A 25,848-nucleotide genomic window follows, 5' to 3' on the forward strand; every position below is an offset into this window, starting at 1 on the left:
GGGTTATCCTATCGGGCACGGGTGCCGGTGGACATGCTACGTAGCGCCGCACGCAGAATTTCGGAGACGTTGCCGGTTTCGACAACTTCAGGGTTCGCCTTGCCCAGTGCCTTCAGCGTTGATTGCGCGTCCTTTTCGGTCCAGCCTAGACCGGTTAGCGCCTCGATGACCTGTGGCTCCCAGACCGAGTCGGTGCCCGGACGTGCCGTAGCGGTGTCTACGCCGGTGGGGATCAGCTTGCCGTTGAGCTCCAGCACGATCCGACTGGCACCCTTAGGGCCGATGCCGGAGACCTTGGTGAAGGCGGCGGTGTCTTTGGTGTTCGCCGCAATGCGGACCTCTTCGGGGGTGTGTACCGCCAAGATCGCCAGACCCGTGCGGGGGCCAACACCCGAGACGCCGATAACTACTTCGAATACCTCACGTTCGTCGGGGGTAGCGAAGCCAAACAGCGTCATCGAATCTTCGCGCACCACCATCGCGGTATGCACGGTAGCTTCACGGCCTACGTGCAAGGTCGATAGCGTGCCGGGGGTAGCTTGGATAAGCATGCCGAAGCCGTTGACGTTGATAACCGCGGTGTTTAGGGTTACCGCCTGGACCGTGCCGGTCAGTGAGCTGATCATGCCACTCCTCAAAAGTATGTTCGAACAATTCTAGCTTATCGAAGATAGTTACGAATGGCGATTAACGACGAGCCGCACGATGTTTTGAGGAAGCTTCGGCGGCAATCCATGCCTGCTGCGCGGCGGTCAGCTGTTGGGAACCAGTGCGTGCGGCGGATGCTGAGGCCGAAGCGTTGGAGCCAACGGCCGCACCACGCCACCCGTGGGCGATGGCCAGGGCCACCGCATCGGCGGCATCTGCGGGTTTAGGTGGCTCATCGAGCCGGCAAATCTTGGCGACCATCTTGCCGATGGCTGCCTTGGTAGCCTGTCCGCTGCCGGTCACCGCGGCTTTGACCTCGGTGGGGGTATGTAGCGCCACCGGAATATTGCGCCGGGCGGCTGCAAGAATAATGACGCCGGTGACCTGGGCGGTACCGATGACGGTAGAAACGTTGGCCGAGGCGAAAACCCGCTCTAGGGCGAGTACGTCGGGCTGATGTTTATCAAGCCAGGCATCGATTGCGTCGGCGATGGTGAGCAGCCGCGCGTCTAGCGGGGTGCCCGGCGGGGTGCCGGCGACGGTGACATCAATCAGCTCAACCTTGCGGTTGGCTGCGACGTCGACCACGGACAAACCACAGCGGGTCAGTCCGGGGTCGACGCCTACGACACGTAGGGCCAAGTCCTACTGCTCATCGTCGAGGGCCGCACGGACCTCGTCGGACAGATCGGCGTTGGTGTAAATGCCCTGCACATCGTCGAGTTCTTCCAGCGCGTCGTACAAGTGCAAGAACTTACGTGCACCCTCAACGTCCAAATCAACCTTCATCGACGGAATGAATTCCATTTCATCGGTTTCGTAGGCGATTTCCGCTTCATCCAGCGCGGCAGCTACAGCACGCAGATCCGACGGATCGCAGACAATAGCGAAGGTTTCGCCTTCGTCGACGATTTCATCGGCGCCGGCATCGAGCACAACCATCAACAGGTCATCCTCGGTCAGCTCGCCCTTGGGCAGACGTACAACACCCTGGCGGGCGAAGAGGTAGGACACGGAGCCCGGATCGGCGACGGTGCCACCGTTGCGGGTGATGCCCACGCGGACCTCGGAAGCTGCGCGGTTCTTGTTATCGGTCAGGCACTCGATGAGCAGTGCCGAACCCTGCGGGCCGCGGGCCTCATAGATAATCTCGGTGTAGTCAACAACTTCGCCGTCAAGTCCGGCGCCGCGCTTAACCGCACGATCGATGTTGTTGATGGGCACGGAGTTCTTCTTCGCCTTGCTGACGGCGAGTTCCAGTGCCGGGTTACCGGCCAGGTCGGCGCCGCCGGCGCGAGCGGCAACTTCGATGCCCTTGATGTATTTAGCGAAGGCCTTGGCGCGCTTGGCGTCAATGGCTGCCTTCTTATGCTTGGTGGTTGCCCATTTGGAGTGGCCTGACATGCTTTAAGCGTCTCCTCGCGTGAGATTAACAAAAAATTCGTGGATGGCCCTGCTTCCGGTAACTTCCGGATGAAAGCTAGTGGCCAACAAATTTCCCTGACGTACTGCAACGATTCTACCTTGTGCACGGCTATCGGGCGCAGGCACCGTACTGAGCACAGCCACGTCGGGGCCTACTTGAACTGCTTCGGGAGCTCGAATGAACACCGCGGTGAGGTCGTGGCCGGCAAATTTGAGCGTGTGCTCGAAGGAATCGACCTGTCTCCCGAAGGCATTGCGGCGTACCAACATATCGATTCCGCCCAGGGTCTGCTGTTGCTCCCCGGTACTGGTGACCGCAGGGTTTTCTAGCCGGTCCGCCAACATGATCATTCCGGCACAGGACCCATAAGTGGGCATGCCAGCCGCGATGCGCTCCGTGATCGGTTGCGCCAGACCGTAGTTGCGGGTGAGCCGGTCGATCACAGAAGACTCCCCACCGGGAATGACCAGCGCATCCACGGCTTTCAGCTCATCGAGCGTGCGCACCATGCGAGCCTTGACTCCCAAGCCGTCGAGCGCGGCAAGGTGCTCACGGAAGTCGCCCTGTAATGCGAGCACACCAAATTCGCTCATGTTGAGCCTTCACAGTTTGTGGGTAGTTGGCGCAGGAAGCGCCGAAATAACGTTAATGCCGGCAGGCCACACTGCACCGTTTTATTTCTCGGTGTGTCGCCAGAAGTTTGCCGGACTTGATAGGTTCAGGCCTATGAGTGCAGATATTTCGTCCTTTAAATTGCCCGGTGATTTCTTGATGCCCGCGATCGGCTTAGGAACCTGGCCGATGCGCGAGTCCGAAGCCAGTGACGCGGTCACCTCGGCCCTCAACATTGGTTACCGCCGGATCGACACGGCAGAAAACTATCAAAACGAGCAAGCGGTGGGTCTGGGACTTCGAAATAGTGGGGTGCCGCGCGACGAAGTTTTTGTGACCACAAAGTTCAACAAGCAGTGGCATTCGGCCACCGGGGTGCGCCAAGCGTTGCAAAATTCCCTGAATCGTTTAGGCCTGGACTACCTGGACCTATTCCTTATTCACTGGCCCAACCCGGAGCAGGGCACCTTTGTTCAAGCCTTCACCGAGATGCAAAAGCTTGTGGACGAAGGGGTGATTCGCGCAGCGGGCGTCTCAAACTTTAAGCCCGCACAATTACAGGTTTTGCTTGATGCGGGACTCACCCCGGCGGTTAATCAGATTCAGCTGGACCCCGAGCGACGCAGTGCACCGTGGCAGGCGTTTAACACCGAACACGGGGTGCTCACCGAAGCCTATTCACCATTGGGGCGGGGGAAATCTGAATTTTTACAGCATCCGACACTCGTGCAGATTGCCGCGGCGCACGCTAAGACGCCTGCGCAGGTGACCTTGCGTTGGCATGTACAGTCCGGGCGGGCGGCCGCGCCGAAATCGGCAAACCCCCTGCGGCAGGCCGAGAACCTAGATATCTTCGACTTCGAGATCAGTACGGCGCAGATGGCGCAAATCGAGGCGCTGGATACCGGCGCCGGACCATTTACCGACTCGGACGAGTTCGGGCACTAGCCGGCGGTTATCTCGGCGGATGGAAGGAACATCGCATGCAGTTAGAAGGTTACCGGCGCCCCGTCATCGCCGGGCAAGATTACTTTGATGACCAAGCTGCACTCATCTCCTATGGTCAGCGGTGGCCTGGGCAACCTGCGGAGGAAAGTTATTCGGTGACCATCCACCCACAGCGTTTTGCACCATTGCATACCGTGGCGCAGGCGCTCATGGATTGGCTGCTTGCACGCTTCAATGTGCGGTGTCTTCAAGACTCGGGCTTAGCCGCCGAGCTGGGTTATGCAATGCAGCCGGTGGTTGAGTCGGTACGGCTAATTCCGGTTGATCGTGCCTGTGCGCCATTGGGTTTAGTGTTCACTGATTTTCCCGGGGTGCTCTTATCGGTTGGTGCGCTATACCAGTGGCACTTTCCGATCTGCGGTTGTGATGCTTGCGACGATTCTGTCGACGAACTTTTGGACGATTTAGAGGAACAGATCACAACGGTCGTGAACGGGCACTTCACCGAAATACTTGATGAATCCGGAGCCGGCCTGCTGACGCACCGTTTTGATTCGGACGGAATAGCAGGTCGCGAAATCTCCGATGGCGTGGAGGAGATTTCACCGGAGCGTTTGGCCAGGGCGCGAGCCATGCTTCCGGCCGATGGTGCGTGGGCGCCGTGGCCATTGCGCGGGGCCTAGTCCAGTTCCCAGGGTTGCAGCCCATCGTCGAAGGCACCATAGGCGTTGACGGTTTTGCTGGTGCGTGCCAGCGAGGCTTTGGCATCGGCCGCAGGCAGGCAGGCATCGGCGGTGAATACCTGACACCACCTGACCGGTGAGGAGCTCAACTGATGTGGAACCCAGACCAGCTCCCCCACCTTCCACTGATCTTTTCCGGTGCGGGTGAAGGTGGCCTTGATACTGATTCCCTCACGGTTCAGGATCGTCGGTGTGGCGTGCTTGGCTACCGAGTTACCCAGACCGTAGACGATCCAGGTGCCTTCATGCTTTTCAATGGGCAGTACCGAGTGGGTGTGATGCATGTAGATGAAATCGAAGGCGCCGGATTCGGCCAGGGTTTGGCCGAGCTTGCGCTGTGCGTCGCTGGGACGGGTGCTGTATTCGGTGCCGTCGTGGATGGCCGCGACCACTATTTCCGCGCCAGATTTTTGTGCGGCCTTGGCACGGGTGATCAGTTTTTTCGCGTCCACCCCGGTATCTACCCGCCAGTCGGTATCGGCGCGCATACCGTTGAGCGAATAGGTGCTGGCGATGACACCGAGTTTGATACCCTCGGCCTGAAGCAGCGGTGGGGCTTGTGCTTCGGTCTGCGTGCGGTAGGACCCGGTGGCAAAGAGTTTGTATTTTTCTAGCGTGTCCAGCGTGCGCTTGACCCCGGCGGTGCCAATATCCACGGTGTGGTTGGTGGCGGTGGTGCAACCATCGTAGCCAATGCTTGCCAGGTCCGCGACGATCTGGGCCGGCACGCTGAAGGTGGGGTATCCGGAGTAGGGTGGGACGCCGATCGGTGTTTCCAAATTGCACAAGGCCACGTCGGCGTCCTGCACATAGGGTTTAAGCCCATTCAACAACGGCTGGAAATCGTAGCCCGTGGAAGTTTTCGCTTCGGCGAGCAGTTGTGGGTGCAACAGCACATCGCCGGTGGCCATTAAGGAGAGTTCCTTTGGCGTCGGCGTTTCGCTCGGTGTAGGGCTAGGACTTAGTGAGTCCTGCTGGGTCTGCACTGGGTTGGGCGTAAGTTCCGCCGTAGCCTCCTGCGGGGCCGCAGAACATCCTGCGAGCAGTAGTAATGCGAGGACCGCGGGCAGCGCACGTGACTTCATGGGTTCCACCCTATCGGCTGATACCTCGTGTTAATGCAAGCAAAATCACGTGTCCTGTGGTTATCTGGCACTATGCCAAACCCGCTTCTGAAACCCAGCGAACTGCCCTACCAGTGGCCAGATTTCGCCCACATCACCGCCGATGATTACCTGCAGGCAGCCCGTACGGGCGCGCAGGAGCATCTTGCGCAGATCGCCACCATCGTGGCCGATGCAACGCCGGCGACTTTTGCGAACACCTTTCTCGCGCTCGAACGCAGTGGTCAACTGTTACGCCGCACGCTGATGGCCTATTTCAGTGTGCTTTCCGCACACGGCACCGATCAATTGCGTGAGATCCAGTCCGAGCTCAGCGGTATCCTGACCGCGCAGAGTGACGAGATTCAGCTAAATCCGGAACTTTATGCACGGCTGCGCGAGGTGGATCTGAGTAAGTTAGCAGGCGAAGACGCCCGGCTAGCTAGCGAGACACTAAAAACTTTTGAGCTTGCCGGCGCCCGCTTGGATGCAGGCGCTAAAAAGAAGCTGAAGGCGCTGAACGCACAGCTTTCCGAGCTGTCCACGCAGTTCTCCACCAAAGCCTTAGAAAATCAGAATGCACACGCGGTGCTTTTTACTGACGAAGCTCAGCTCGAAGGCCTAGACGAGGCACGCATTGCTTCGGCACGGGTGGCCGCTGAAACCGCCGGGCACAACACCTGCTACCTGCTTCCGCTGGTCTCCCCTACCGGGCAACCGGTGCTCGCCTCCTTGACGCGTTCCGCGTCGCGGCGCAAGGTTTTTGAAGCTTCGTTGAGTCGTGGGTCCAGCGAGAATTCCACACTACCGTTAGCCGCGCAGATGGCGGCACTGCGTGCGGATCGGGCGGCATTGCTTGGATTTGCGAACCACGCCGAAACTGTTTTAGCCGACGCGACAGCTCCTTCAACCGAAGCGGTAGCCACCCGGTTGAAGGAACTGACCGAAGCCGCGGTTCGTAACGCACATGCTGAGGCGGACACCCTGCGCGAGTTGGCCGGCGGTGAGCTGAATGCTTGGGATTGGTCTTACTACTCCAACCAGGTGTTGCGCGAGCGTTTTGCTGTGGACTCCGCAGCACTGCGCCCCTACTTTGAGCTGGATTCGGTGCTGCACGACGGTGTTTTTGCCACCGCACAGACCCTTTATGGCCTCAGCTTCACCGAACGTTTTGACCTTCCGACGTACCACCCAGCGGTGCGTGTGTGGGAAGTTTTTGACGCGGATGGCTCGGCCATGGGCCTATACAGTGGTGATTTCTTGGCGCGCGAAACGAAAAAGGGCGGCGCCTGGATGACGTCCATGCGCGATTCAGCCGCTGATCTAGATGAACGTCCCATCGTGACAAATACGCTAAATATCGCGGCTCCGGGTGAGGGGCAACCGATCTTACTGACCTTAGATGAGACGAACACGTTGTTCCACGAGTTTGGCCATGCGTTGCACGGGCTACTGTCCAACGGAAAATATGCGACCCTCTCGGGAACGTCGGTACCACGAGACTTTGTCGAGTTCCCTTCGCAGGTCAACGAAATGTGGGTATTGCACCCGGATGTGGTTGGCGGTTATGCCAAACACTATGAAACCGGGCAGACGCTCCCCGAGGAAACCATCGAGAAGATCCGTGCGGCGGAGCTGTGGGGTCAGGGCTTTGCGACCACCGAATATTTGGCGGCCAGTGTGCTGGATTGGGCCTGGCATACCATCGAGCCGGGAACCAGCATCGAGGACCCGGAATCATTTGAACGTGAGACCTTAACCAACTTTGGCTTCACCCCCGAGCTGATCCCTCCACGGTACCGAACCGCGTACTTCCAGCATATTTTCGCCAATGGCTACTCTGCCGGCTACTACTCCTACATCTGGAGTGAGGTGCTAGATGCCGACACTGTGCAGTGGTTCGAGGAAAATGGCGGCTTAATGCGAGAAAATGGAATGCGGTTCCGTCAGGAACTGCTCTCGCGCGGAAATACGCGCGATCCACTAGAGTCTTACGAAATGTTCCGCGGACGCAGCGCACGGGTTGAACCGTTGCTGCGCCGTCGAGGATTGGTGAACGCAGAATAATGACGACAATTGCCTCCGCGCAAGAAGCTCTTAGCCATTGGCAGCAGGCCCTCGCGGTAGCTACAGGTGGCAAGATCTTTACCACCCACGGATGCTCCTGGGCTTGGCAGCCGGTACGTAAGCGCCTGATCCTGCTCTTTCCGGAGCATGCAGATTCCGCGGGCCTACGCCCGGCGTTTGCCGAGGGTATGCGCTTGGGCGCGCGCCGTGTGGAAGCCTGGGTGAATTCGGGATCCGATGCCGCAGGACTCAAAGACGCAGGCTTTACCGACAATGCGCAGATCGCCTGGCATGCAGGACGACTTGCGATCCCGATGGAACGTTGGGAGGGAAAGATCCGTCTGGGCAACAATGTTCCAGAAGCCACCGGAGCGGATGCCGCCGAACTGAAGGTGACAAATCTGTGGCGTGATCCTTCTTCGCAGCTTTCCAGCGGTCACCCGGCATTGCGCCGGGTAGAGCATGCACTGGCACGCACCGAGGAAGGCGACATCGTCGGTCGTGGTTTTGTGCAGCAGGGCCTGAATGGCCAGGCGATGGTGCACTCGCTGGCGGTGGGTAAAGGTCACCGCCGTCAGGGTGTCGGCACCGCGTTGCTGCACGGGCTGTCCCGGTCACTGATTAATCCACTGGATCCACCGGATGAGGATGCAACCCAGGAACTGCTCGCGGCGTCCCCGCCGAGCAGTGCGGACTTCTTCAGCGCCAATGGGCTGCGGTTGCTCGGACGCGGGCGGCATATGATTCTGCGTTCCTGGAGCTAGGCTTCACCCAACGATGGTGGCGGGACCCCGATGCATGTCGGCGGCTCCCGCCACCAATGTTTAACCACTATTAACGCTAGTGCGCGGTCAAAACCTGGTAGACCAGACGGGCAAAGGGCCCCGCTTGGCGTGCTTCGATAAGTTCCAGTCTCTCGCTGCCTAGGGTGCGCGGCAATAGTGGCGCTCCGCTGGCCAAGGCGGCCGGGGCGATGGTCAACGCGAGCCTGTCTAGTGCATTGATGTCGAGGAATTGGCCAAGCAGCTCCCCACCTCCGAGCACCCAGATATTCTTGTCTCCGGCGACTTCACGGATCGTTGGCAGATGATCGCGCAGCGCACCGGAAACGAAGCGTACGTCGGCGCCTTCCGGTACCGGCAGGTTGCGATGGGTGAAGACAAAGGTGGTGATGTTCGGGTAGAACTGTTGCCACTTTTCCGGTTCGTCGATGAGGTTTTCATGCTCCAGCATCCACTGGTAGGTGTTTGCTCCTTCAACGTGTACCCCGATGTTCTTCGGCAGCAGTTCCGGGTCCGGTTTTTCGGCGCCTGGTACGTCAAAAAGCCATTGCAGGTTATGGTTCTCATCGGCCAGAAAGCCATTTAGCGTCACTGCCGCGTCGAAGATGATTTCACTCATGGCTCAAGTTTGCCATCGAGGCGGCGACAAGTTCCACCGGTTGATGCGCGTAGTCTCAAATTTGCTGGGCTTCCGATTGCCCGTGATTTATGAGCCTCAAAGCCGCGGAGCGATCGTCAAGTATTACTTGGATGCTGGCTCTCCGGCCAGATGTTCGAGAATCTTGCGCGCAGGACCTCGCCATGGCAGCGCGCGCATCATCTTCCACAAACCAACCGCAGGCGGCGATGGTGCATCTGAGCGCGCGGAATGCTTCCTCCCAGAATTCTCATTAGTCGCTTTCTCGTAGCCAAATTCCCCTTTCACAACCCCAAATTTACCGGTTCAATATGTGGTGGCCGGCCTTGTTCAAAGACATTAATGGTTCCGGGCGGGATCTCGACCCATGTATGCCTGCTCCAGTGCAGGGAAAGCGGCTCGGAGGCGACTAACTGGGCATCGGTTGGCAGGGAGAGTTTTTCACCCTCAATACCGTGCAAGATGGTTGATCCCGCCGCGTGATACAAACTCGGCGCCAGCTCGTTTGATCTTTGAGGGCTGACCCATCGCAGCACCACCAGATGCTTGCCGTCCGAGGCGCACACGGTCGCTCGAAAGGGAGCCTGAATCTGCTGCTCGTGCCGGGCACGTTCGACCCGGGCGACCATGCGGGAAAGCGCCGTCACCGGATCGTGTTCAAGCCCGTAGGTCAAGGCCAGATAGAAGCAGAGCTCGGTATCCGAGTTGCCGAGAATACCCGGGTAGAGCTGTGGGTCCACATCGAAGGTCAGCTCGCGTTTGATTTCACGAAAGTTGGGTATCGACCCGTTGTGCTGAAACATCCAGCCGTGATCCACAAAAGGATGACAGTTCTGTTCCGCGATCGTGCCGCCCGGCGCGGCACGCACATGGGCAAGGAAGCAGCCTGATTCAAGTTGTTGCGCCAGGTGCTTGAGGTTTTGGCTATCCCAGGCTGTTCCAAGTTGCCGGTATTGCCCCAAGGTGCCGGCTCGTCCTGCCCACGCCATGCCAAAGCCATCTCCATTGGTTGGAAATGCGTGGTGCGCGAATTGCGCGGCAAGCGGGTCATTTGGCAGAAACAGTTCTCCGGCGTGCAGGCTTTGAGCGATCAGCGAATGATTTGGTCGCACCAGAATATCTGCGATCTCTACCGGTGAGCCTAGATAGGCAAGCCAACGACACATGGTTCCTCATTCCCCACGGCAAAGGCACCGGTAATCCCCCACGGTAGACCTGCTGCGTATGAGCAAACAAGTAGCTTGCCTCTGGGGAAGGACGCGAAGGCAAAAGGCTCACGCCGTAACCCATAAAAACATCCCCAGTGCCAGACTTCGGCACCGGGGACATTGCAAAAATATTTACCAGCCGCGCTCGGAGAGGCGGTGCGGTTCTGGCAACTCGTTGACGTTGATGCCAACCATTGCTTCACCCAAACCGCGGGAGATCTTAGCCAATTCATCCGGGTTGTCGAAGAAGGTGGTGGCCTTCACGATGGCTTCGGCACGCTGAACCGGGTTGCCGGACTTGAAGATGCCCGAGCCGACGAATACGCCGTCGGCGCCCAGCTGCATCATCATCGCGGCATCTGCCGGGGTGGCAATGCCACCGGCGGTGAACAGCACGACCGGAAGCTTACCGGTCGCAGCGATCTCCTTGACCAGCTCGTATGGAGCCTGAAGTTCCTTGGCAGCCACGTACAGCTCGTCCTTTGGAAGCGCAGCCAACTTGGCGATTTCGGCACGGATCTTACGCATGTGTCCGGTCGCGTTGGAAACGTCACCGGTTCCTGCTTCACCCTTGGAACGGATCATCGCTGCACCTTCGTTGATGCGGCGTAGCGCCTCACCTAGGTTGGTGGCACCGCAAACGAATGGCACGGTGAATGGCCACTTATCGATGTGGTTCTCGTAGTCTGCTGGGGAAAGTACCTCGGACTCGTCGATGTAGTCCACACCGAGTGACTGCAGGATCTGCGCCTCGACGAAGTGACCGATGCGAGCCTTGGCCATCACTGGGATGGAGACTTCGGCGATGATGCTATCAATCATGTCCGGATCGCTCATGCGCGAGACGCCGCCCTGGGCACGAATATCGGCTGGTACGCGCTCGAGAGCCATGACGGCTACGGCGCCGGCATCTTCAGCGATGCGGGCTTGTTCCGGAGTGACAACGTCCATGATGACGCCGCCCTTGAGCATTTCGGCCATACCGCGCTTAACGCGCTCGGAGCCGACGACGTTGTCCTGACGCTGATCTGCAGAAGACATGTTGGGTATTATTCCTTTCAAACACTGGCAAGCACAGTGGTGCTCTGCCAGTAATCGTAGGAGCGCTTTACTTTATTACCTCCGGTGTTGCGTCACAATCGACCGATAGTGGATTTATCCCTCAGTCAAGGGTTAGTGCGTAACATAGTCAATCTCAATGAATTCACTAGTCATCCGACTTTTTAGCTGGGAACTTAAGGTTCTGCGTTAAAGCGTCCGCCACTTGATATTTTGCCGGCTGGCCGTAACCTTCGGGGTTATCAGCCTCGATGCGCTTCACCTCAGCGGACATGAACTGCACCAATGGCACGTCATTACTGATGTCTTCGGCCACCGAACGCAGCTGCTCGGCATATGCCAACAGCCGTGGGGTGAAGCGCTTGGTATAGGAAGGATCCGGATCGTTGGCGCGACCATGGGTAAACTCGAAGATTTCCGCCACCAGCTCGATGGCGGGCTTGACCGACTCCATCACCTGTAGCAGCGCCCTGTCCTCGGCCTGCGGCCTTCCCACCAGGCCCAATTGATAGTGGGATTCTGTGGCTTCGGCCGCGGCAAGACGTTCCAGCGGGCTAAGGCTACCCAGCCAACCGCGCAGGAACACATCACAGTTCTCATCGTGCTCGTAGCTCAGCTCTTCGAGCATCTGATTGATCATGCCAATCGAATATCGTGCCGCACCCTCAATAGCGAAACGGATTTCGTGCTCGGTTCCGCTGATAATCCAGTCGCGGATTTCGTCCAGGGTTCCGATCGGATTCACTGTGCGTAGCCCGGTGGGAATGCGCCATGATGCTTGACGGACTGAGTATTCAAGTCCCAAGAGTAAGTGGAGACCGCTCGGCCTGAGGCTCCCGCGTTGGAATCCCCATCTTTGGCATAGGTATAAGTCACCTTCAGTTGCGCATCGTCAACGCGTACAACCTGTGGGAAGAAACCGAACGTGGTCCGTGTGGCGACGCCGAGGTACTTCCCCTTGTGGAAGAGGGCAATGATGTAGGGCGATGAGCCGGTGGCGCCCTCAATGGGAAAGGTAACCCACGATAATGCGGCACATTCATCATAAGTAGACGGATCTGCGTATTCAGCGTCCCATTTCCAATCCATGATCTCTCCGGTGGAAATCTTTGGTGCCGGCAGCTTGGTCGCAAGTTGAGTCAATGCACCAGACGTTAACTTTGGTCCACAGGATGGCTGGGCAGGTTTGCTAGATTTTGTCACGGTGGGAGTTGGCTTGGTGGGTGCCACGCTTTTTGTTTCCTCAGGAGTTGGCGTGGCGCTGGGGCTGACCGCCACCGAGGAGCTTGCCGCTACCTCAGAGTGAGTGGGTTGCGCTTGCGAAGTCCCGGGTGCTGAGCACGCACCAAGCAGTAACGTCAAAGCAGCAGACAAGGAAAGGGCCTTGAAGCCATAACCAACGCTTCCTGTCACGGTTCCTCCGTAGAATCGTGTAAGTATTAGATATTTAGCCTTAGTCTAGCCATGTCACATAAGAATTTGAGCCAGAAAATCACTATATGAGATTTAGAGATAGTTCGGGTTAAAGCAGTCAGGGTGGTAGAACAACTAAATGTTCCTACCACCCTGACATAAGCATTGATGAATCTATCTCGGATTCTCGCTATCCCACGCCTCGGCGATCGATTGACGCACCTCTGAGAGGGTCTGCGGGATCGCCTTAGTCTGCGCGATGATGGGGAAGAAGTTTCCATCCCCGTTCCAGCGCGGCACAATGTGCTGATGAAGGTGCGCGGCAATACCCGCTCCCCCGGCTTCGCCCTGGTTCATGCCCAAGTTGAAGCCGGAGGCGTTAGATACCTTGCGCAGTACCCGCATCGATTGCTGCGCGAGCGCAGCCATCTCTGCGGTTTCCTCCACCGTAATATCCGTGTAGTTCGGCACGTGCCGGTACGGGCAAACAAGCAGGTGGCCTGGGTTGTATGGGAACAAGTTCAGGATCACGTAGCAAGTTTTACCGCGATGTACCAGCAGAGCCTCTTCATCGGTGCGGTTAGGCCCGGCGCAGAAGGGGCAACTTGCCTCGTCCGTCACCTGCGTCTGACCGCCCTTGATGTAGGCCATCCGGTAAGGGGTCCACAAACGTTGGAACGAATCGGGCACACCGGCGAGTTCAAAGTCGTCGGTGACGTTTTCGTCCTGCGAATATTGCATGTTGGTGGACTCCTATTTTCCGGCGGACCTAGTTGTTGTTGTTGCGGCTCTTGATAGCTTCAACGATGCGGGCTACCGCGTCGTCAACCGGAACCTGATTTTCCTGGCTACCATCGCGGAAGCGGAAGGAGACCGCATTTGCGTCGGCATCTTCACCACCGGCGATGAGGGTGAACGGGATCTTATCCTTGGACGCGTTGCGGATCTTCTTCGGGAAACGGTCCGAGGAGTCATCTAGTTCTACGCGTACGCCCTGTGCCTTGAGCTTCGCGACGACCTCGGCGAGGTAATCGTTGAAGGCCTCGGCCACTGGAATTGCACGAACCTGAACTGGGGACAACCACGCTGGGAAAGCGCCGGCATAGTGCTCAGTAAGCACGCCCAAGAAGCGTTCGATGGAACCGAATTTGGCCGCGTGAATCATCACCGGCTCCTGACGGGTTCCGTCGGCTGCCTGGTACTCCAGACCGAAGCGGGCAGGCTGGTTGAAGTCGTACTGCACGGTGCCCATCTGCCAGGTACGGCCGATAGCATCCTTGGCCTGAACGGAGATCTTCGGGCCATAGAAGGCTGCGCCACCCGGATCGGCGACAAGCTCAACACCGGATTCAGTAGCTACGCGCTCGAGTACCGCGGTGGCCTCGTCCCACTGTTCGTTCGAACCGATGAACTTGTCAGACTCATCGCGAGTAGACAGCTCCAAGTAGAAGTCATCCATACCGAAGTCCTTGAGCAGGGAAAGCATGAAGTTCAGCAGGTGCTCAACTTCGGCTGGTGCCTGTTCCTTGGTGACGTAGGAGTGCGAGTCATCCTGGGCGAACCCGCGTACACGAGTCAGACCGTGAACCACGCCGGACTTCTCATAGCGGTATACGTGACCGAATTCGAAGAGGCGCAATGGCAGTTCGCGGTAAGAGCGCCCACGACCGCGGAAGATCAGGTTGTGCATCGGGCAGTTCATTGCCTTCAGCCGGTATTCCTGGCCCTGCTTGGTGATGTTGCCGTCTTCGTCGCGCTCTTCATCGATGTGTAGCGCCGGGAACATGGTGTCCGCGTAGTACGGCAGGTGACCTGAAGTGTGGAAGAGCCCGTCCTTGGAGATGTGCGGGGTACCTACATACTGGAAGCCCTCTTCGACGTGACGGTCGCGCACGTAGTCTTCCATCTCACGCTTGATGATGCCGCCCTTAGGGTGGAACACAGGCAGACCGGAGCCCAACTCGTCCGGGAAGGAGAAGAGGTCAAGTTCGGCACCGAGCTTGCGGTGGTCGCGACGCTCAGCCTCGGCCAAACGCTCCTGGTAGGCCTTGAGGTCTTCTTTGGTTGGCCATGCGGTGCCGTAGATACGCTGCAGCTGCTTGTTCTTCTCACTGCCCAACCAGTAGGCGGCGGCCGAACGGGTCAACGCGAAGGCGTTCTTGATCAGCTTGGTGTTTGGCAGGTGCGGGCCGCGGCACAGGTCCTTCCAGACGGTGTCGCCACTCTTGCGATCAACGTTGTCATAGATGGTGGTTTCGCCGGCGGCGACCTCAACATTGACTCCCTCGCCTGAGGTGTCATCGGAGTCAGCCTTGGCTAGTAGCTCACATTTGTATGGCTCGTCGGCCATTTCGGCCTTGGCCTCATCTGGGGTTACTTCGCGACGGGCAAAGAGCTGATTCTGGTTGATGATTTTCTGCATCATCTTTTCCAGCTGCTTGAGGTCTTCCGGAGTGAACGGTTCTTCAACATCGAAGTCGAAGTAGAAACCGTCGGTGATGTATGGGCCGATTCCAAGCTTAGAATCCGGGCGTAACTGTTGCACAGCCTGAGCCATCACGTGGGCTGTTGAGTGGCGCAGCACCTCCAGACCTTCCGGATCGCTGATGGTTACACGGGTGACGGTGGTGCCTTCTTCAAGTTCACGGGCCAAGTCGCGAAGTACGCCGTCGACGTGCATAACAACCACGTCTTTATCCTTGGCGTAAAACTGCAAACCGGTGGCTCCCGCGTCGACCTGGACCTGCTCGCCGTCGATGGTGAGAGTGCGCTGCTCGCTCATAAGATCGGGTTCTGCCTTTCAATCTGTGATGGCTTCATAGCTTGTGGCATACCTTGGCCACAGCCAGCCAGAGTCCAGTTTAGTTCAGCGAGGCGTGCAAGTCGTTGTCTACTACTGGTTTTACGAAGATTCATCGCCCGGGTGTGGCAAATTCAACAGCTCTTCGGCTGAGAGTAATCCGGCGTAGTGCCACAGCTTCCGCTCGGAGGCCGGTTGTGAAGATTCGATTTTTCCGTTCTTTTGATCCTCCCTGAATTCCGGGACGACCTGCGCGAAACGGCGTAGTAACTCCGCTTGCTCATCATCGGTGAGCAGTAAATTACTGGTGCTCAGCGAAGCTAAGTTATTAGGGTCTTCACCCTTCGCGTACCAGTACTGAGCATGCGCAAGCATCGCCGAGAGTCGCAGTTGCTCCTCGTGGACGGCCTGAGCCAGATAGGCATTAATGGCACTGGGCGATTCATCCCCAGCACGCTCACTGGGTTCTCCAGTAGTGAATCCGCCGGCCGTAGGTTTCCAGACCCGGTCACGTTTGTCGCGGGCCAATTCGGGAGCTTCTTCAATCAACTCTGCCTTGGCAAGCTCACGCAGGTGGAAACTCACCTTATTAGGTGCAATCCCCAGCAACTCCCCCAGATCAGCTGCACGACCCGTTCCCATGGCCCCGAGTGCATCAAAAATCTGCCTACGCAACGGATTAGCTATAGCTTTGAGCATCGGCGAGGTGAATGTGACTTGTGGCTTCGCTTGGGTCATAAGCTCAGCATAACAATCCCACAGTTTTAATTGCGCAAATTCTATTGCGCAATTTTAGTTGCGGGTTTACAGTTGTTCTCATGAACACCACCCAGCCCAAAGGCTCGCCAGCCTCCGGCACCAATTCAGTCACGCAGTTGCCGGCGCTTCACGCCCAACGCAACTACCGGATTTGGTGGCTGGCAGATTCCTCGGCGTTGCTCGCCGGCGGTATCTACGGGTTCGTCCTCCCCCTCATTTTGCTGGCAACGACCAATTCTCCAGTCCTGGCCGGGACCTTGGCAGCCTTAGGATTAGCCGCCCGAGCTGGTGTCACCTTGGCAGGTGGCGCCATGGCCGATCGATCCGACAGAGCTCGAATGATGCTCATCGGCGGGCTTTGCGGAGCACTCTTCACCGCAGCTTTAGCACTGGGTAGCAATACGGGTTCACTTTCCGCCACAGTTCTTTGCGTCGCACATATCTTGATGGAACTGCGCGGAGGATATTTTGGCTCCACAACAAATGCTGCCCTGAAAGACATCGTTCATCCGAAGCAGTTGGGGCGAGCGCTCGCTGCGAACCAAGGCCGTGATTCCGTGCTGATGCTCGGCTCCGCTCCCTTGGGCGGATTATTACTTGGCTTGGGTGGCGGGGTTGCCCTGCTGGTGGTAAGCATCTTGAATCTTGTTGCCTCATTTACCGGTTTTGCATTACGCAAACCCTTGCGTGCGGCCGAAGAAACCACCCAGAAACGCCGCGAGGATCCTTCCAGTGCAGGCCAGACGGTGGACCATGGAATTCTTGCCGGCATGCGTTGGTGTTTTTCGCGACCACGACTACGCGCACTGCTGCTCTTGATCATGGCCGTCAACATTGGAGTTAGCGGATTGATGACAACCTTGATTTACGGATTGCAGCAGCGCGGAGAAGATGCCTGGGTCATTGGATTGGTTTCAACATTCATGGGCGCAGGAATGCTGATCGGTTCACTGGTGGCAACGTCACTGATCGATAAATTCCGCACCGGCCTACTGGCCTGCATTTGCCTGAGCGTGCTGGGCGGCGCAATGATTCTCATCGGTTTGAACACGCACCTGCTCTGGATGGGTGTCATGCTTTTGATCAGTTTCCTTAGCGTCCCTGCGCTTAACGCGGCTATCGGCGGCTACTTCATGGCTATCGTCCCGCAGGAAATGGCTGGCCGGGCCAACTCACTGATCACGTTTATGGCGTTGGCGGCCATGCCATTGGCACCATTAGCCACCGGCTTCGGGCTGGAATGGTTCGGCATGGGCCCGACGCTGATGTTCTTTGGATCATTGGTCGTATTGGCCATGCTGTCAGCTTGGCTATCACCGCAGGTTCGCGGCATTCCGCATCCCGATCATTGGCTTGAAGAACCCGCCAAGAGTGAAATTTCCGATTCAAAAACCTCCCGAGACTCAGAGTCCAGCGCGTTAGTTGACCAAGTTAATAAGGAGAACCAGAAATGAAATCGACACCAGAACAGAGCCGCCCGTCGCTAAACAAACCTTTGCTATTACGCCAAGTTTTCAGCAGTAAAGCTCGCTATTTCCGTTCCACTTTCAATAGCGCTGAAGGCAGTCGCAGAACCATCGAAACCCAACGCTCTACGCTGAACAACGGGCAATGGATTTACCTGTAGCTTTCCCGCTCAGGGACTTCTACGCTAGAGCCATGAGTAAGCCAGCCCCACCAGCATTGAACGCAATCACCCTCGGCGTGCGTGATGTCGGCGTTTCGCTCAAGTTCTATACCGAGGGCATCGGATTCGAGCTGGTGCAACCGGCACATCCCGAGATCGCTTTTGTCCGCGCTGGACACGGGCTGATGCTCGCACTCTGGGATGTAGCCCAGATGCCCAGTGAATATGGCGAAGTTGGCCATTCGAGGCTCGATCCCCCGATCTCGCTCGGACACAATGTGCGAAGCGATGAGGAAGTTGAAATCTACTACCGGCGAGCGCTGGATGCCGGTGCTAGTTCGGTCAATGAACCGACGAGGCAGTCCTGGGGCGGGATGAGTGCGTGTGTGGCTGATCCTGACGGGTTTCGTTGGGATTTTGTGCATAACCCGACGTTTGTGATTGAAGCCGATGGTCGAGTCTCCTCGGTGTAGCTAGGCTCCACGCTGATCTAGTCCTTCGGCGTTCATGCGCTTGGCGAGGTCTGCGACGCTTTCTCCCCCAGGGACTGCTTGGCCAAGTTTGGGTCTATAGGTGGGTTGTGGTCGGTTTGTGTCGTCCAGGTATCCGGCGGTCGGCAGCGTCTCTGGTTGGTGCAGGTCCCAAGCATGTAGCGCTTGTAACGAGATACCGCGTGGTCCGGTGCGTCGGGTTACCCCGTGAATGAGCAACATGCGGGTGGAGAACAGTAGCGGCCCGGTGCGTTGCTGGGTGTCGTCAAAGAAGGTGGCGTCGATGCAGCCGCTGCCGTCATCTAGTGAAATGAACACGACACGTTTACCCCCGCGCATGGGCGGGGTTTGTGTAGCAATACGTACCCCCGCGACAAGGACCTCGGTGCCGTTGCGTAGGTGGAGCAGTTCGGCCGCTTGGGTGATGGGTAGATGTGCCAGCCGTTGACGGTATGAGGTGATCAGGTGTTCGCTAACGTCTAGGTGCAGTAGGTCTAGTTCTGTGCGTACTACTTCTTCGGTGCTTAGCTGTGCTCCGGTGACCTTGATCGGTTCGATCTCTCCTAGGGGTAGGGCGAGTTGTCCAGGACCGGGGCGGTATTTGGCTGGCAAGTGGGTATGCGCCATAGATTGGGTATGGGCGATGGTGTCTGCTCTAGAGGTTCCGGTCAGCAGTGAGTCGAAGACTCCTAGGGCCGCGAGGTTTTGGTAGCTGCGTCTGGACAGGCCAGCGCGTTGGCGGACATCCGCGAGGGATTCATAGGGCTGTCCGGCGACTAGACGGTTAACTTCGCGTTCGCTCAGCTGGTGAATGTCGCGGAAAGCGAGGCGGATGCCGTATTGGCCGGGGCGAATAGTTCCGGCGGCGCGTGGAATCACCGGCGCTGGGCGTACAGCTGATTCGAATACGCGTTCTACTCGGTAGTGACCCGTGGAGCGGTTGATGTCTAAGCCAAGGATAGGAATGTTCATGCGCCTGGCTTCGGAGACCAGTAAGCGCTTGGGATACATTCCCGGGTCATGCTCCCAGATGCCTGCAAGGAATGCTTCCGGGTGATGGGCTTTGAGCCAGGCCGAATGATAGGTGGGTACGGCAAAGGCTGCCCCGTGGGCTTTGCAGAAGCCGAAGGAGCCGAAGCCGGAGAGCACTTCCCAGACCCTGTCGATAGTTTCTTGGCTATAACCGCGAGCGGTCGCGCTGGTACGGAAGAAGCTGGCAAGGGCTGCTTCTTTCTCTGGGTTTCCTAGGTGGCGGCGGTATACGTCTGCCATGCCAAGGCTGCAGCCTGTCATCACGTTGAGCATGCGTAGTACCTGCTCGTGGAAGACGGTAACCCCGTGGGTTTCGGCGAGCGCAGGTTTCAGGTCTGGGTGCAGATATTGTTCGGGGGCGAAGCCGTGGCGGTGCTCTAGGTAGGGCTTGACCATATTGGATTGCATGGGTCCTGGGCGGAAGAGTGAGATGTCAATAATAAGGTCGTTAAATTCGCGTGGTGCGAGTTTGCCGACCAGTTCGCGTTGTCCTGGAGATTCGATTTGGAAGCAGCCCAGGGTGTGGGTGGAGCGGATCAGCTCATAGGTGATCGCATCGTCTAGCGGCACCTTGGAAAAATCGATATGTCCGTCTTCTTCGATGTATTTCGTGTTCTGGTGTCCGCCGGCTCGTGCAACGCCTTGAGCGGTAGGGTGCAGGCGCTTGATTTCCTCTAGCGTGTAGGCGATCGCCGATTGCATGCGTACCCCCAGCACGTCGAGCTTGATGAGCCCCATGACATCCATGTCGTGTTTGTCGTACTGGCTCATCTGCAATCCCATGCCGGAAGGCTGAACCGGAGTGCGGTCCAGCAGGCTCGCGTCGGAGAGGATCACCCCACACGGGTGCATAGAAATGTGCCGGGGCAACCGGTCTAGGCGCTCGGTAGCGTCAATGAGTACGTCTAACTGCCCGTCTTGGGTAATGCGTTTGGCTAAGGGTGCGAGTTCTGGTTTCTGCTCTAAAGCTTCGCGGAAGGATGAGGCGGAGAAACGCCAGAGTTGTTTGGCAATCTCATCTACCTGTTCCTGTTCAATTCCGAGCGCTGCTCCGGCGTCACGGACTGCCCCACGTGCACGATAAGCATTTTGCATGCTCATCAGGCTCACTCGTTCTAAGCCGTAGGTGTCGAAGATCTTGTGGTAAATCTCGTGACGGCGTGCTGATTCCACGTCAATGTCAATGTCGGGCAAGGTGGTTCGCGTATCGGAGAGGAAGCGTTCGAAGACCAGGTCGTGTTGTAGCGGGTTGACCTGGCTGATGCCTAGCAGGAAGTTCACCAGCGAGGAGGCCCCTGAGCCACGGGCGGCGACGCGCACCCCCATATCGGTAATCAGCTTCACGGTTTGTGCGACGGTCAGGAAGTAACCGGCGAAGCCCAGCCTGTCGATGACACCAAGTTCTAGTGCGAGCTGTTTTTCAACGGCACTGTGATTGGCATCTGGTAGCAGTCGTGGAACGGCGGAGAAGACTCTTTCGGTCAGCTCTTGCTGGGCTGGGCGGTATAGGCCAATAACCTTAGCTTCGGGGATAACCGGTTGTTTCCAGCCCAAGTCGGCGTGTGCGTCCAAGGCCGCCCAATTGGCGAGCTGTTCGGTGTTGTGTAGGAGTTTGCGTGACCAAGAGCGTGAGGTCACTCGGGAGAGGTCTTGGGCTAGTTGGTGCATTTGAGCCGAAGGTTTGAGCCAGCCTTGCCCCGTAGGCTGCAGCTCGTCTAATGCCTTCAAACTGTGTAGCACCCGCGCAGAATCCAAGATGTCCGCGGTGACTGCCCCATCGGGATCGGCGTAACGTACTGCGTTGCTCAGCACCGGAGTAATGTTCAGCTCCGCGGCAAAGCGCAGTAATTTGCTGGCGAAGCCTAGGCTGTAACGTTTACCCGGCTCGGAAAGGTGGGTAGTGATTTCAGCGCGTAGGGCAGATCCTGCAAGCTTTTTCCAGCCTGCCAGCAAGTTTCTAGCGTGGCTATATTTGTGCCGTTCGATGGCTCGCGAGACATCGGATTCGGCACCGACTAATAGCATGAGCTGGCCACCGGCAAGTCGCGTTGCTAACTCTGTTCGACTCAGTCCGATGATTCCGCGCGGATTTTGGTGGGCAGCAGATACCGCGCGACACAGGGCCGCATACCCGTGACCTTGTGCATTTCCGCGAGCTAACAGGATGATGCGACCGTTAGGTTTTCCCGCATCATCAAGTACCGCTAGGTTGACTCCGAGGATTGGCCGGATCCCTTCGGCCAGGCATGCTCCGACATGCTTCACCGCGCCGAACAACCCATCACGGTCGGTGAGCGCTAACGCATCTGCTCCTTGCGCACGAGCAGTCGCCGCTAGCTGTGAGGGGCTAGAGACCCCATAGTGTGCACTATAGGAGGAGGTGACGTTTAGGTGGGTAAAGCTCATGGTCGGGGTCCTTCGAAACTACGTGGAATACTATTAGAACAAAGTTTCGAAAGTTAAGCATTTAGTACTACTCAGGCGCCAATGGGCATCTCTTGATTAACGCGAATCAGGCGCCAGCGAGTCGATTGCGGATCAAAACTAACATCTACGCTCCGCATCGGCCCACGGCTCGTGGCGGGCGTGATTTCAAGCCGCCAGATTTCATAATCCACCAGTCCGGCGCCAATTCCACGAGGAATGCGCAGGTTTTCATCCCACCACTTGCGGCGCTCGAACCAGCGCTGAGGCTCGGCAACCAGCCGGTAGTCGCACCCATCCCAAGAAATCCGCAATGGCACCCCACTCGGAGAACAGGAAACCTGAACCGATTCGGTAAACATGCCCACGTGTAGCTCCTTCGTCCCGCTAAAACCATTATATTCGAATACGTATTCGAACAACAGTTACGCTAGTCAGGCCGACGGACAGTTTAGGTAGACGGCGATGATGGCACAGACTAACGCCATTTGGCGCACTGCCGGTCAACCTCCTACCAAAATTTCGCAAATTCGGCAAGCGGGGCGTAATACGTAAAAGGCATGAGAGTCAACAGGTGATACCCAATGTGTCGGCTTGGATCCCGCTAAAAATCTGCAGTACGCATTTGCGCCTGCGACTACAGAAATAAGCAGTACTCACACGCAAACTTTATCTAGTACTCAAAACTGTTTAGGGGTATATACTGATTGCGTTTAGGGCTATAAACTAGTATTATGATGAAACAGGCAGACCTGGTAAAAAGGGTTCGCAAGATGGCCAAAGAAGTCGACCTGTCGTTTGAGTTGAAGCGCGAAGGTGGCAACCACACCATCTACGAGCTAGGCGGCAAAAAAATCGTCGTTCCCCGCCACCGCGAGATAAATGAACTCACGGCAAAGGGTATCCTCAAGACCGCTGAAGAAGCCGTAGCTAGCCACACCAAAAAAAATTAGAAGAAGAAACCCCAGAGGTCACCAAATGAAAATTACCGCCATTGCAACCCAGTCCGAGGGTTGGTGGGCCATCGAGGTCCCAGAGGTTGGATTCATGACCCAAGCCAAACGCCTTACCGAAATCGAAAATATGGCCCGCTCACTGGTCGTAGACGTACTCGAAATCAAGCCCGAAACCGTGGAAGTCGAAGTCAAAGTCGTCCTAGACGATGAAATCGCCAACACCGTCAAAGAGGCAGTGTCTCAAATGCGCGAAGCCCAGAAGCAACTAGCAGCCGCCTCCAAAGCCAGCTTCGATGCTGTAAACGAGTTGCGCAATCGCACCGGGTTATCAGTCCGCGAAGTCGCAAAACTCCTACAGATCAGCGCAGGACGTGTCACCCAGATCTCCCAGAAGGACGCCCCAGCCACCACTCCAGTGGAGGGCGAAGGAAACTTCCATGTACTTACTGCTGCTGAGTCGAAGCGAGCAGACTTTGTCCTTGCGAACTAACCAGCTATAGGAACGGCATAAAGGGAGACGACCTTTCCTTACGCTGTTCTATGCCGCCTACAGTGTCAATGAGGACACCATCAACCTGCCGATCGATGGATAGACACCAACCCCTCAGCTACTTCCTCCGCGAATTTACAGCGTCCATAAGGGATGTAACCGGGTTCGCTGTGTGGTTTAACGCTCCATTTCATCAACCTCCGAAACAGCATGAAGCATCCCGGACCATGAACCAACCGCCGCCATGCATCGCGCATCACAAAATTTGAGTTTTAGATGAACGCGAAAACACAGCCTTAGCAGGCCTCGCCATCTTCGGACTAATAGTGGCAATCATCGGCGGATGCCTCGGGTACCCACGGGTCGGCTCTGATTCAATTCTGTAACTTCGCTGTGTTTTAGTAGCACTCAGGCAGAGATAACAATGACGTTCATCGAATTCAATGCAGATTGGGTTTAACACAGAAAACCGTCCATCCTCATAAAGGGGTGGGCGAACTCAGGACCTAGACGGGCCCTGGCATGGCCTGAAAAATAAGAGGTGAGCGGCCAAGTGCTGCTATACCGCCACAGAACCACGACGTCTCCTCTGCGTCCCTAATTTTATAAGAGGTCAGGGATTAGCGTGCGTAGAGTCAAATCTCTTAAAAGCCTTGGGCGTCGGTGCCCTCCTCTTTAGCAGAACATCTAAACCGTCAGGTTCGACCTCAAGAAGAGCTACCAAGCACACCCCCAAATTGGCTCTGCGCGAAACTTCTTACGTCACGGTGTCTCTAATACTCGATTAGCTTGGAACACACCGATAGCATCGAGACATACATACAAATAAACTCAGGAGTAGATCAATGCCGCATAAGGTCAAAGCCGTTATTTCCCGTGCCAAAGACGCACCGGTAGAGGTCGTGAACATTATCGTCCCGGATCCAGGTCCGGGAGAAGTCATCGTCGATGTACTGACCGCTGGCGTTTGCCACACCGATCTTCACTACAAGCTCGGCGGCATCGGCAACGACTACCCATACCTGTTGGGCCACGAGTCCACCGCGGTAGTCAGCCAGATCGGCGAGAACGTAACCAACGTAGCCGTCGGCGACCGAGTGATCCTGAACTGGCGTGCAGTGTGTGGCCAGTGCCGCGCCTGTGCGAAGGGCCAGGCCCAGTACTGCTTCAATACCGCTAACGCCACCCAGAAGATGACTCTGGAAGACGGCACCGAGCTCTCCCCCGCGCTGGGCATTGGTTCCTTCGCGGAGAAGACCCTCGTGGCCGCCGGACAGTGCACCAAGGTGGACGAGGAAGCAGATGCCGCGGCAGTAGGCCTACTCGGCTGTGGTGTCATGGCAGGCATCGGCGCGGCAATCAACACCGGTGAAGTCAAGCGTGGCGAATCCGTAGCAGTTATCGGCTGCGGCGGTGTGGGTGTGGCAGCAATCGCCGGCGCCAAGCTGGCCGGCGCAACCACCATCATTGCAGTGGATCTGAACCCGGAAAAGCTGGAAACCGCCAAGCAGCTGGGCGCTACCCACACCATTGATTCTTCGAAGGGCGATCCGGTGGAAGCCATCAAGGAGCTGACCGGTGGCTTCGGCGCGGACGTCGTCATTGACGCGGTAGGCCGCCCGGAAACCTACAAACAGGCCTTCTACGCACGCGACCTTGCAGGTCGCGTAGTTCTAGTAGGTGTGCCAACTCCAGAAATGAAGCTGGAACTGCCGTTGCTGGATGTTTTCGGACATGGCGGTTCGCTGAAGTCTTCGTGGTACGGCGATTGCCTGCCAAGCCGCGACTTCCCAATGCTCGTTGAGCAGTACAAGCAGGGAAACCTGGACTTGGATGCGTTTGTCACCGAGCGCATCAAGCTGGACGAAATTGAAGCAGCCTTCGACAAGATGCATGAAGGCACCGTACTGCGATCAGTAGTGGAGCTCTAATGACTGTGAAGATTGAAAACGTCGTCACCTCGGGGACTTTCTCCCTAGACGGTGGCACTTGGGATGTTGATAATAACGTCTGGGTCATCGGTGATGATTCCGAGGTTATGGTTATCGACCCGGCCCACGATGTGGCAAAGATCCTTGAGGTCGTCGGTGACCGCGAAGTGATGGCAGTGCTGCTCACCCACGGGCATGATGACCACATTCGCGCGGCTGCAGAGTTCTCTGACGAGGTCGAAGCACCGTTGTACCTGAACCCTGACGATTTAATGCTCTGGGACGCCATCTACCCCGAGCGCAAGGTCGATGCAGAAATTCAGGAAGGCGACACCTTCACCATCGGTGACACTACCCTGACCGCAATCCACACCCCAGGGCACTCGCCAGGTTCGACCTGCTTCTATGCTCCGGACCTCGGCGTGCTGTTCAGTGGCGATACGCTGTTCAATGGTGGCCCAGGTGCCACCGGGCGCAGCTACTCGAGCTTCGAGACGATCGTCGAGTCGATTCGTACCAAGTTACTGGTCTTGCCAGAAGCGACAGTGGTGCACACCGGTCACGGCGATGCGACCACTATTGGTGCCGAGGCACCTAATTTAGATGAATGGATCAAGCGCGGGCACTAACCCCGCTGTTGCTCTTCTAACTGCCGGTTAACTCTTTGAGAGTTGACCGGCAGTTTTTTCCTC

25 protein-coding genes are annotated in these 25,848 nt (G+C 57.2%); 10 read left to right on the forward strand and 15 right to left on the reverse strand.

Translation table 11 applies throughout. The features are described 5' to 3' along the window. Positions 1–8: 8 nt before the first annotated feature. The 4 genes from ruvA to pdxT all read right to left on the reverse strand — a co-directional run bounded on the left by ruvA (position 9) and on the right by pdxT (position 2,667). Complete coding sequence (gene ruvA / locus ACX5K5_RS08730; RefSeq protein ID WP_441663937.1) at positions 9–626, reverse strand: Holliday junction branch migration protein RuvA; 618 nt, start codon at positions 624–626, stop codon at positions 9–11. 61 nt (positions 627–687) lie between these two features. Beyond that, on the reverse strand, positions 688–1,290 hold the full coding sequence (gene ruvC / locus ACX5K5_RS08735) for a crossover junction endodeoxyribonuclease RuvC (protein ID WP_346059375.1): 603 nt from the start codon (positions 1,288–1,290) through the stop codon (positions 688–690). 3 nt (positions 1,291–1,293) lie between these two features. After that, positions 1,294–2,052, reverse strand: coding sequence for a YebC/PmpR family DNA-binding transcriptional regulator (locus tag ACX5K5_RS08740; RefSeq protein WP_096257792.1), 759 nt, complete (start codon positions 2,050–2,052; stop codon positions 1,294–1,296). A 3-nt stretch (positions 2,053–2,055) separates the two neighbouring features. Continuing rightward, the gene (gene pdxT, locus ACX5K5_RS08745; RefSeq protein ID WP_441663938.1) at positions 2,056–2,667 is read right to left on the reverse strand and encodes a pyridoxal 5'-phosphate synthase glutaminase subunit PdxT; all 612 of its coding nucleotides are present in this window, start codon (positions 2,665–2,667) and stop codon (positions 2,056–2,058) included. A gap of 133 nt (positions 2,668–2,800) precedes the next feature. Between pdxT and ACX5K5_RS08750 the strand changes: the two genes are divergently transcribed. Next, the gene (locus tag ACX5K5_RS08750) at positions 2,801–3,634 is read left to right on the forward strand and encodes an aldo/keto reductase (RefSeq protein WP_441663939.1); all 834 of its coding nucleotides are present in this window, start codon (positions 2,801–2,803) and stop codon (positions 3,632–3,634) included. 35 nt (positions 3,635–3,669) lie between these two features. Continuing rightward, positions 3,670–4,317 (forward strand): DUF6226 family protein, encoded by a 648-nt coding sequence (locus ACX5K5_RS08755; RefSeq protein WP_459174303.1) that lies wholly within the window; start codon positions 3,670–3,672, stop codon positions 4,315–4,317. Here the strand turns inward: ACX5K5_RS08755 and ACX5K5_RS08760 are convergent. After that, positions 4,314–5,462, reverse strand: coding sequence for a CapA family protein (locus ACX5K5_RS08760; protein ID WP_459174304.1), 1,149 nt, complete (start codon positions 5,460–5,462; stop codon positions 4,314–4,316). The genes ACX5K5_RS08755 and ACX5K5_RS08760 overlap by 4 nt on opposite strands. Positions 5,463–5,534: 72 nt before the next feature. Between ACX5K5_RS08760 and ACX5K5_RS08765 the strand changes: the two genes are divergently transcribed. Both ACX5K5_RS08765 and ACX5K5_RS08770 read left to right on the forward strand, forming a co-directional pair. Further along, a complete protein-coding gene (locus ACX5K5_RS08765; protein ID WP_459174305.1) occupies positions 5,535–7,547 on the forward strand; it encodes a M3 family metallopeptidase in 2,013 nt (670 codons plus the stop codon). Beyond that, positions 7,547–8,311 carry a GNAT family N-acetyltransferase gene (locus ACX5K5_RS08770; protein ID WP_096257798.1) on the forward strand — a complete coding sequence of 255 codons (765 nt, stop codon included), beginning with the start codon at positions 7,547–7,549 and terminating at the stop codon, positions 8,309–8,311. Before ACX5K5_RS08765 ends, ACX5K5_RS08770 begins: the two co-directional genes overlap by 1 nt. Positions 8,312–8,387: 76 nt before the next feature. Here the strand turns inward: ACX5K5_RS08770 and ACX5K5_RS08775 are convergent, their stop codons facing one another. From ACX5K5_RS08775 to ACX5K5_RS08810, 8 genes are all read right to left on the reverse strand, one after another. Then, positions 8,388–8,948, reverse strand: a complete 561-nt coding sequence (locus ACX5K5_RS08775; protein WP_459174306.1) for a dihydrofolate reductase family protein — start codon at positions 8,946–8,948, stop codon at positions 8,388–8,390. 302 nt (positions 8,949–9,250) lie between these two features. Continuing rightward, complete coding sequence (locus tag ACX5K5_RS08780; protein ID WP_459174307.1) at positions 9,251–10,132, reverse strand: class II glutamine amidotransferase; 882 nt, start codon at positions 10,130–10,132, stop codon at positions 9,251–9,253. A gap of 174 nt (positions 10,133–10,306) precedes the next feature. Continuing rightward, positions 10,307–11,215: a pyridoxal 5'-phosphate synthase lyase subunit PdxS gene (gene pdxS, locus ACX5K5_RS08785; RefSeq protein WP_096257802.1), complete on the reverse strand. Its 909-nt coding sequence runs from the start codon at positions 11,213–11,215 to the stop codon at positions 10,307–10,309. 166 nt (positions 11,216–11,381) lie between these two features. Next, positions 11,382–11,978, reverse strand: a complete 597-nt coding sequence (locus ACX5K5_RS08790; protein WP_096257803.1) for a hypothetical protein — start codon at positions 11,976–11,978, stop codon at positions 11,382–11,384. Beyond that, the gene (locus ACX5K5_RS08795) at positions 11,975–12,376 is read right to left on the reverse strand and encodes an LppP/LprE family lipoprotein (RefSeq protein ID WP_205738306.1); all 402 of its coding nucleotides are present in this window, start codon (positions 12,374–12,376) and stop codon (positions 11,975–11,977) included. Before ACX5K5_RS08795 ends, ACX5K5_RS08790 begins: the two co-directional genes overlap by 4 nt. Positions 12,377–12,820: 444 nt before the next feature. Next, positions 12,821–13,387: an HIT family protein gene (locus ACX5K5_RS08800; protein WP_188686080.1), complete on the reverse strand. Its 567-nt coding sequence runs from the start codon at positions 13,385–13,387 to the stop codon at positions 12,821–12,823. 28 nt (positions 13,388–13,415) lie between these two features. Next, on the reverse strand, positions 13,416–15,428 hold the full coding sequence (gene thrS, locus ACX5K5_RS08805) for a threonine--tRNA ligase (RefSeq protein WP_459174308.1): 2,013 nt from the start codon (positions 15,426–15,428) through the stop codon (positions 13,416–13,418). Between the two features lie 120 nt (positions 15,429–15,548). Further along, the gene (locus ACX5K5_RS08810; RefSeq protein ID WP_096257807.1) at positions 15,549–16,184 is read right to left on the reverse strand and encodes a winged helix-turn-helix domain-containing protein; all 636 of its coding nucleotides are present in this window, start codon (positions 16,182–16,184) and stop codon (positions 15,549–15,551) included. An 80-nt stretch (positions 16,185–16,264) separates the two neighbouring features. Here ACX5K5_RS08810 and ACX5K5_RS08815 point away from each other — a divergent pair, with 80 nt between their 5' ends. Both ACX5K5_RS08815 and ACX5K5_RS08820 read left to right on the forward strand, forming a co-directional pair. Continuing rightward, positions 16,265–17,659 (forward strand): MFS transporter, encoded by a 1,395-nt coding sequence (locus ACX5K5_RS08815; RefSeq protein ID WP_188686084.1) that lies wholly within the window; start codon positions 16,265–16,267, stop codon positions 17,657–17,659. Positions 17,660–17,864: 205 nt separating this feature from the next. After that, entirely contained in the window at positions 17,865–18,305 is a 441-nt protein-coding gene (locus ACX5K5_RS08820) for a VOC family protein (RefSeq protein ID WP_096257809.1), read from the forward strand. Here the strand turns inward: ACX5K5_RS08820 and ACX5K5_RS08825 are convergent, their stop codons facing one another. Together ACX5K5_RS08825 and ACX5K5_RS08830 are read right to left on the reverse strand one after the other, a co-directional pair. Beyond that, complete coding sequence (locus ACX5K5_RS08825) at positions 18,306–21,761, reverse strand: DNA polymerase III subunit alpha (protein ID WP_346059951.1); 3,456 nt, start codon at positions 21,759–21,761, stop codon at positions 18,306–18,308. Between the two features lie 71 nt (positions 21,762–21,832). Next, the gene (locus ACX5K5_RS08830; protein WP_441663998.1) at positions 21,833–22,141 is read right to left on the reverse strand and encodes a hypothetical protein; all 309 of its coding nucleotides are present in this window, start codon (positions 22,139–22,141) and stop codon (positions 21,833–21,835) included. A 411-nt stretch (positions 22,142–22,552) separates the two neighbouring features. Here ACX5K5_RS08830 and ACX5K5_RS08835 point away from each other — a divergent pair, with 411 nt between their 5' ends. The 4 genes from ACX5K5_RS08835 (at position 22,553) to ACX5K5_RS08850 (ending at position 25,785) form a co-directional block, all read left to right on the forward strand. Continuing rightward, positions 22,553–22,732 carry a type II toxin-antitoxin system HicA family toxin gene (locus ACX5K5_RS08835; protein WP_443446988.1) on the forward strand — a complete coding sequence of 60 codons (180 nt, stop codon included), beginning with the start codon at positions 22,553–22,555 and terminating at the stop codon, positions 22,730–22,732. Between the two features lie 25 nt (positions 22,733–22,757). Beyond that, positions 22,758–23,225, forward strand: coding sequence for a hypothetical protein (locus tag ACX5K5_RS08840; RefSeq protein ID WP_441663954.1), 468 nt, complete (start codon positions 22,758–22,760; stop codon positions 23,223–23,225). An 845-nt stretch (positions 23,226–24,070) separates the two neighbouring features. Then, entirely contained in the window at positions 24,071–25,156 is a 1,086-nt protein-coding gene (locus ACX5K5_RS08845) for an S-(hydroxymethyl)mycothiol dehydrogenase (RefSeq protein WP_096257813.1), read from the forward strand. After that, complete coding sequence (locus ACX5K5_RS08850; RefSeq protein ID WP_170947948.1) at positions 25,156–25,785, forward strand: MBL fold metallo-hydrolase; 630 nt, start codon at positions 25,156–25,158, stop codon at positions 25,783–25,785. The genes ACX5K5_RS08845 and ACX5K5_RS08850 overlap by 1 nt, the downstream gene beginning before the upstream one ends. Positions 25,786–25,848 lie beyond the last annotated feature (63 nt).

Source organism: Glutamicibacter bergerei (assembly GCF_054495185.1).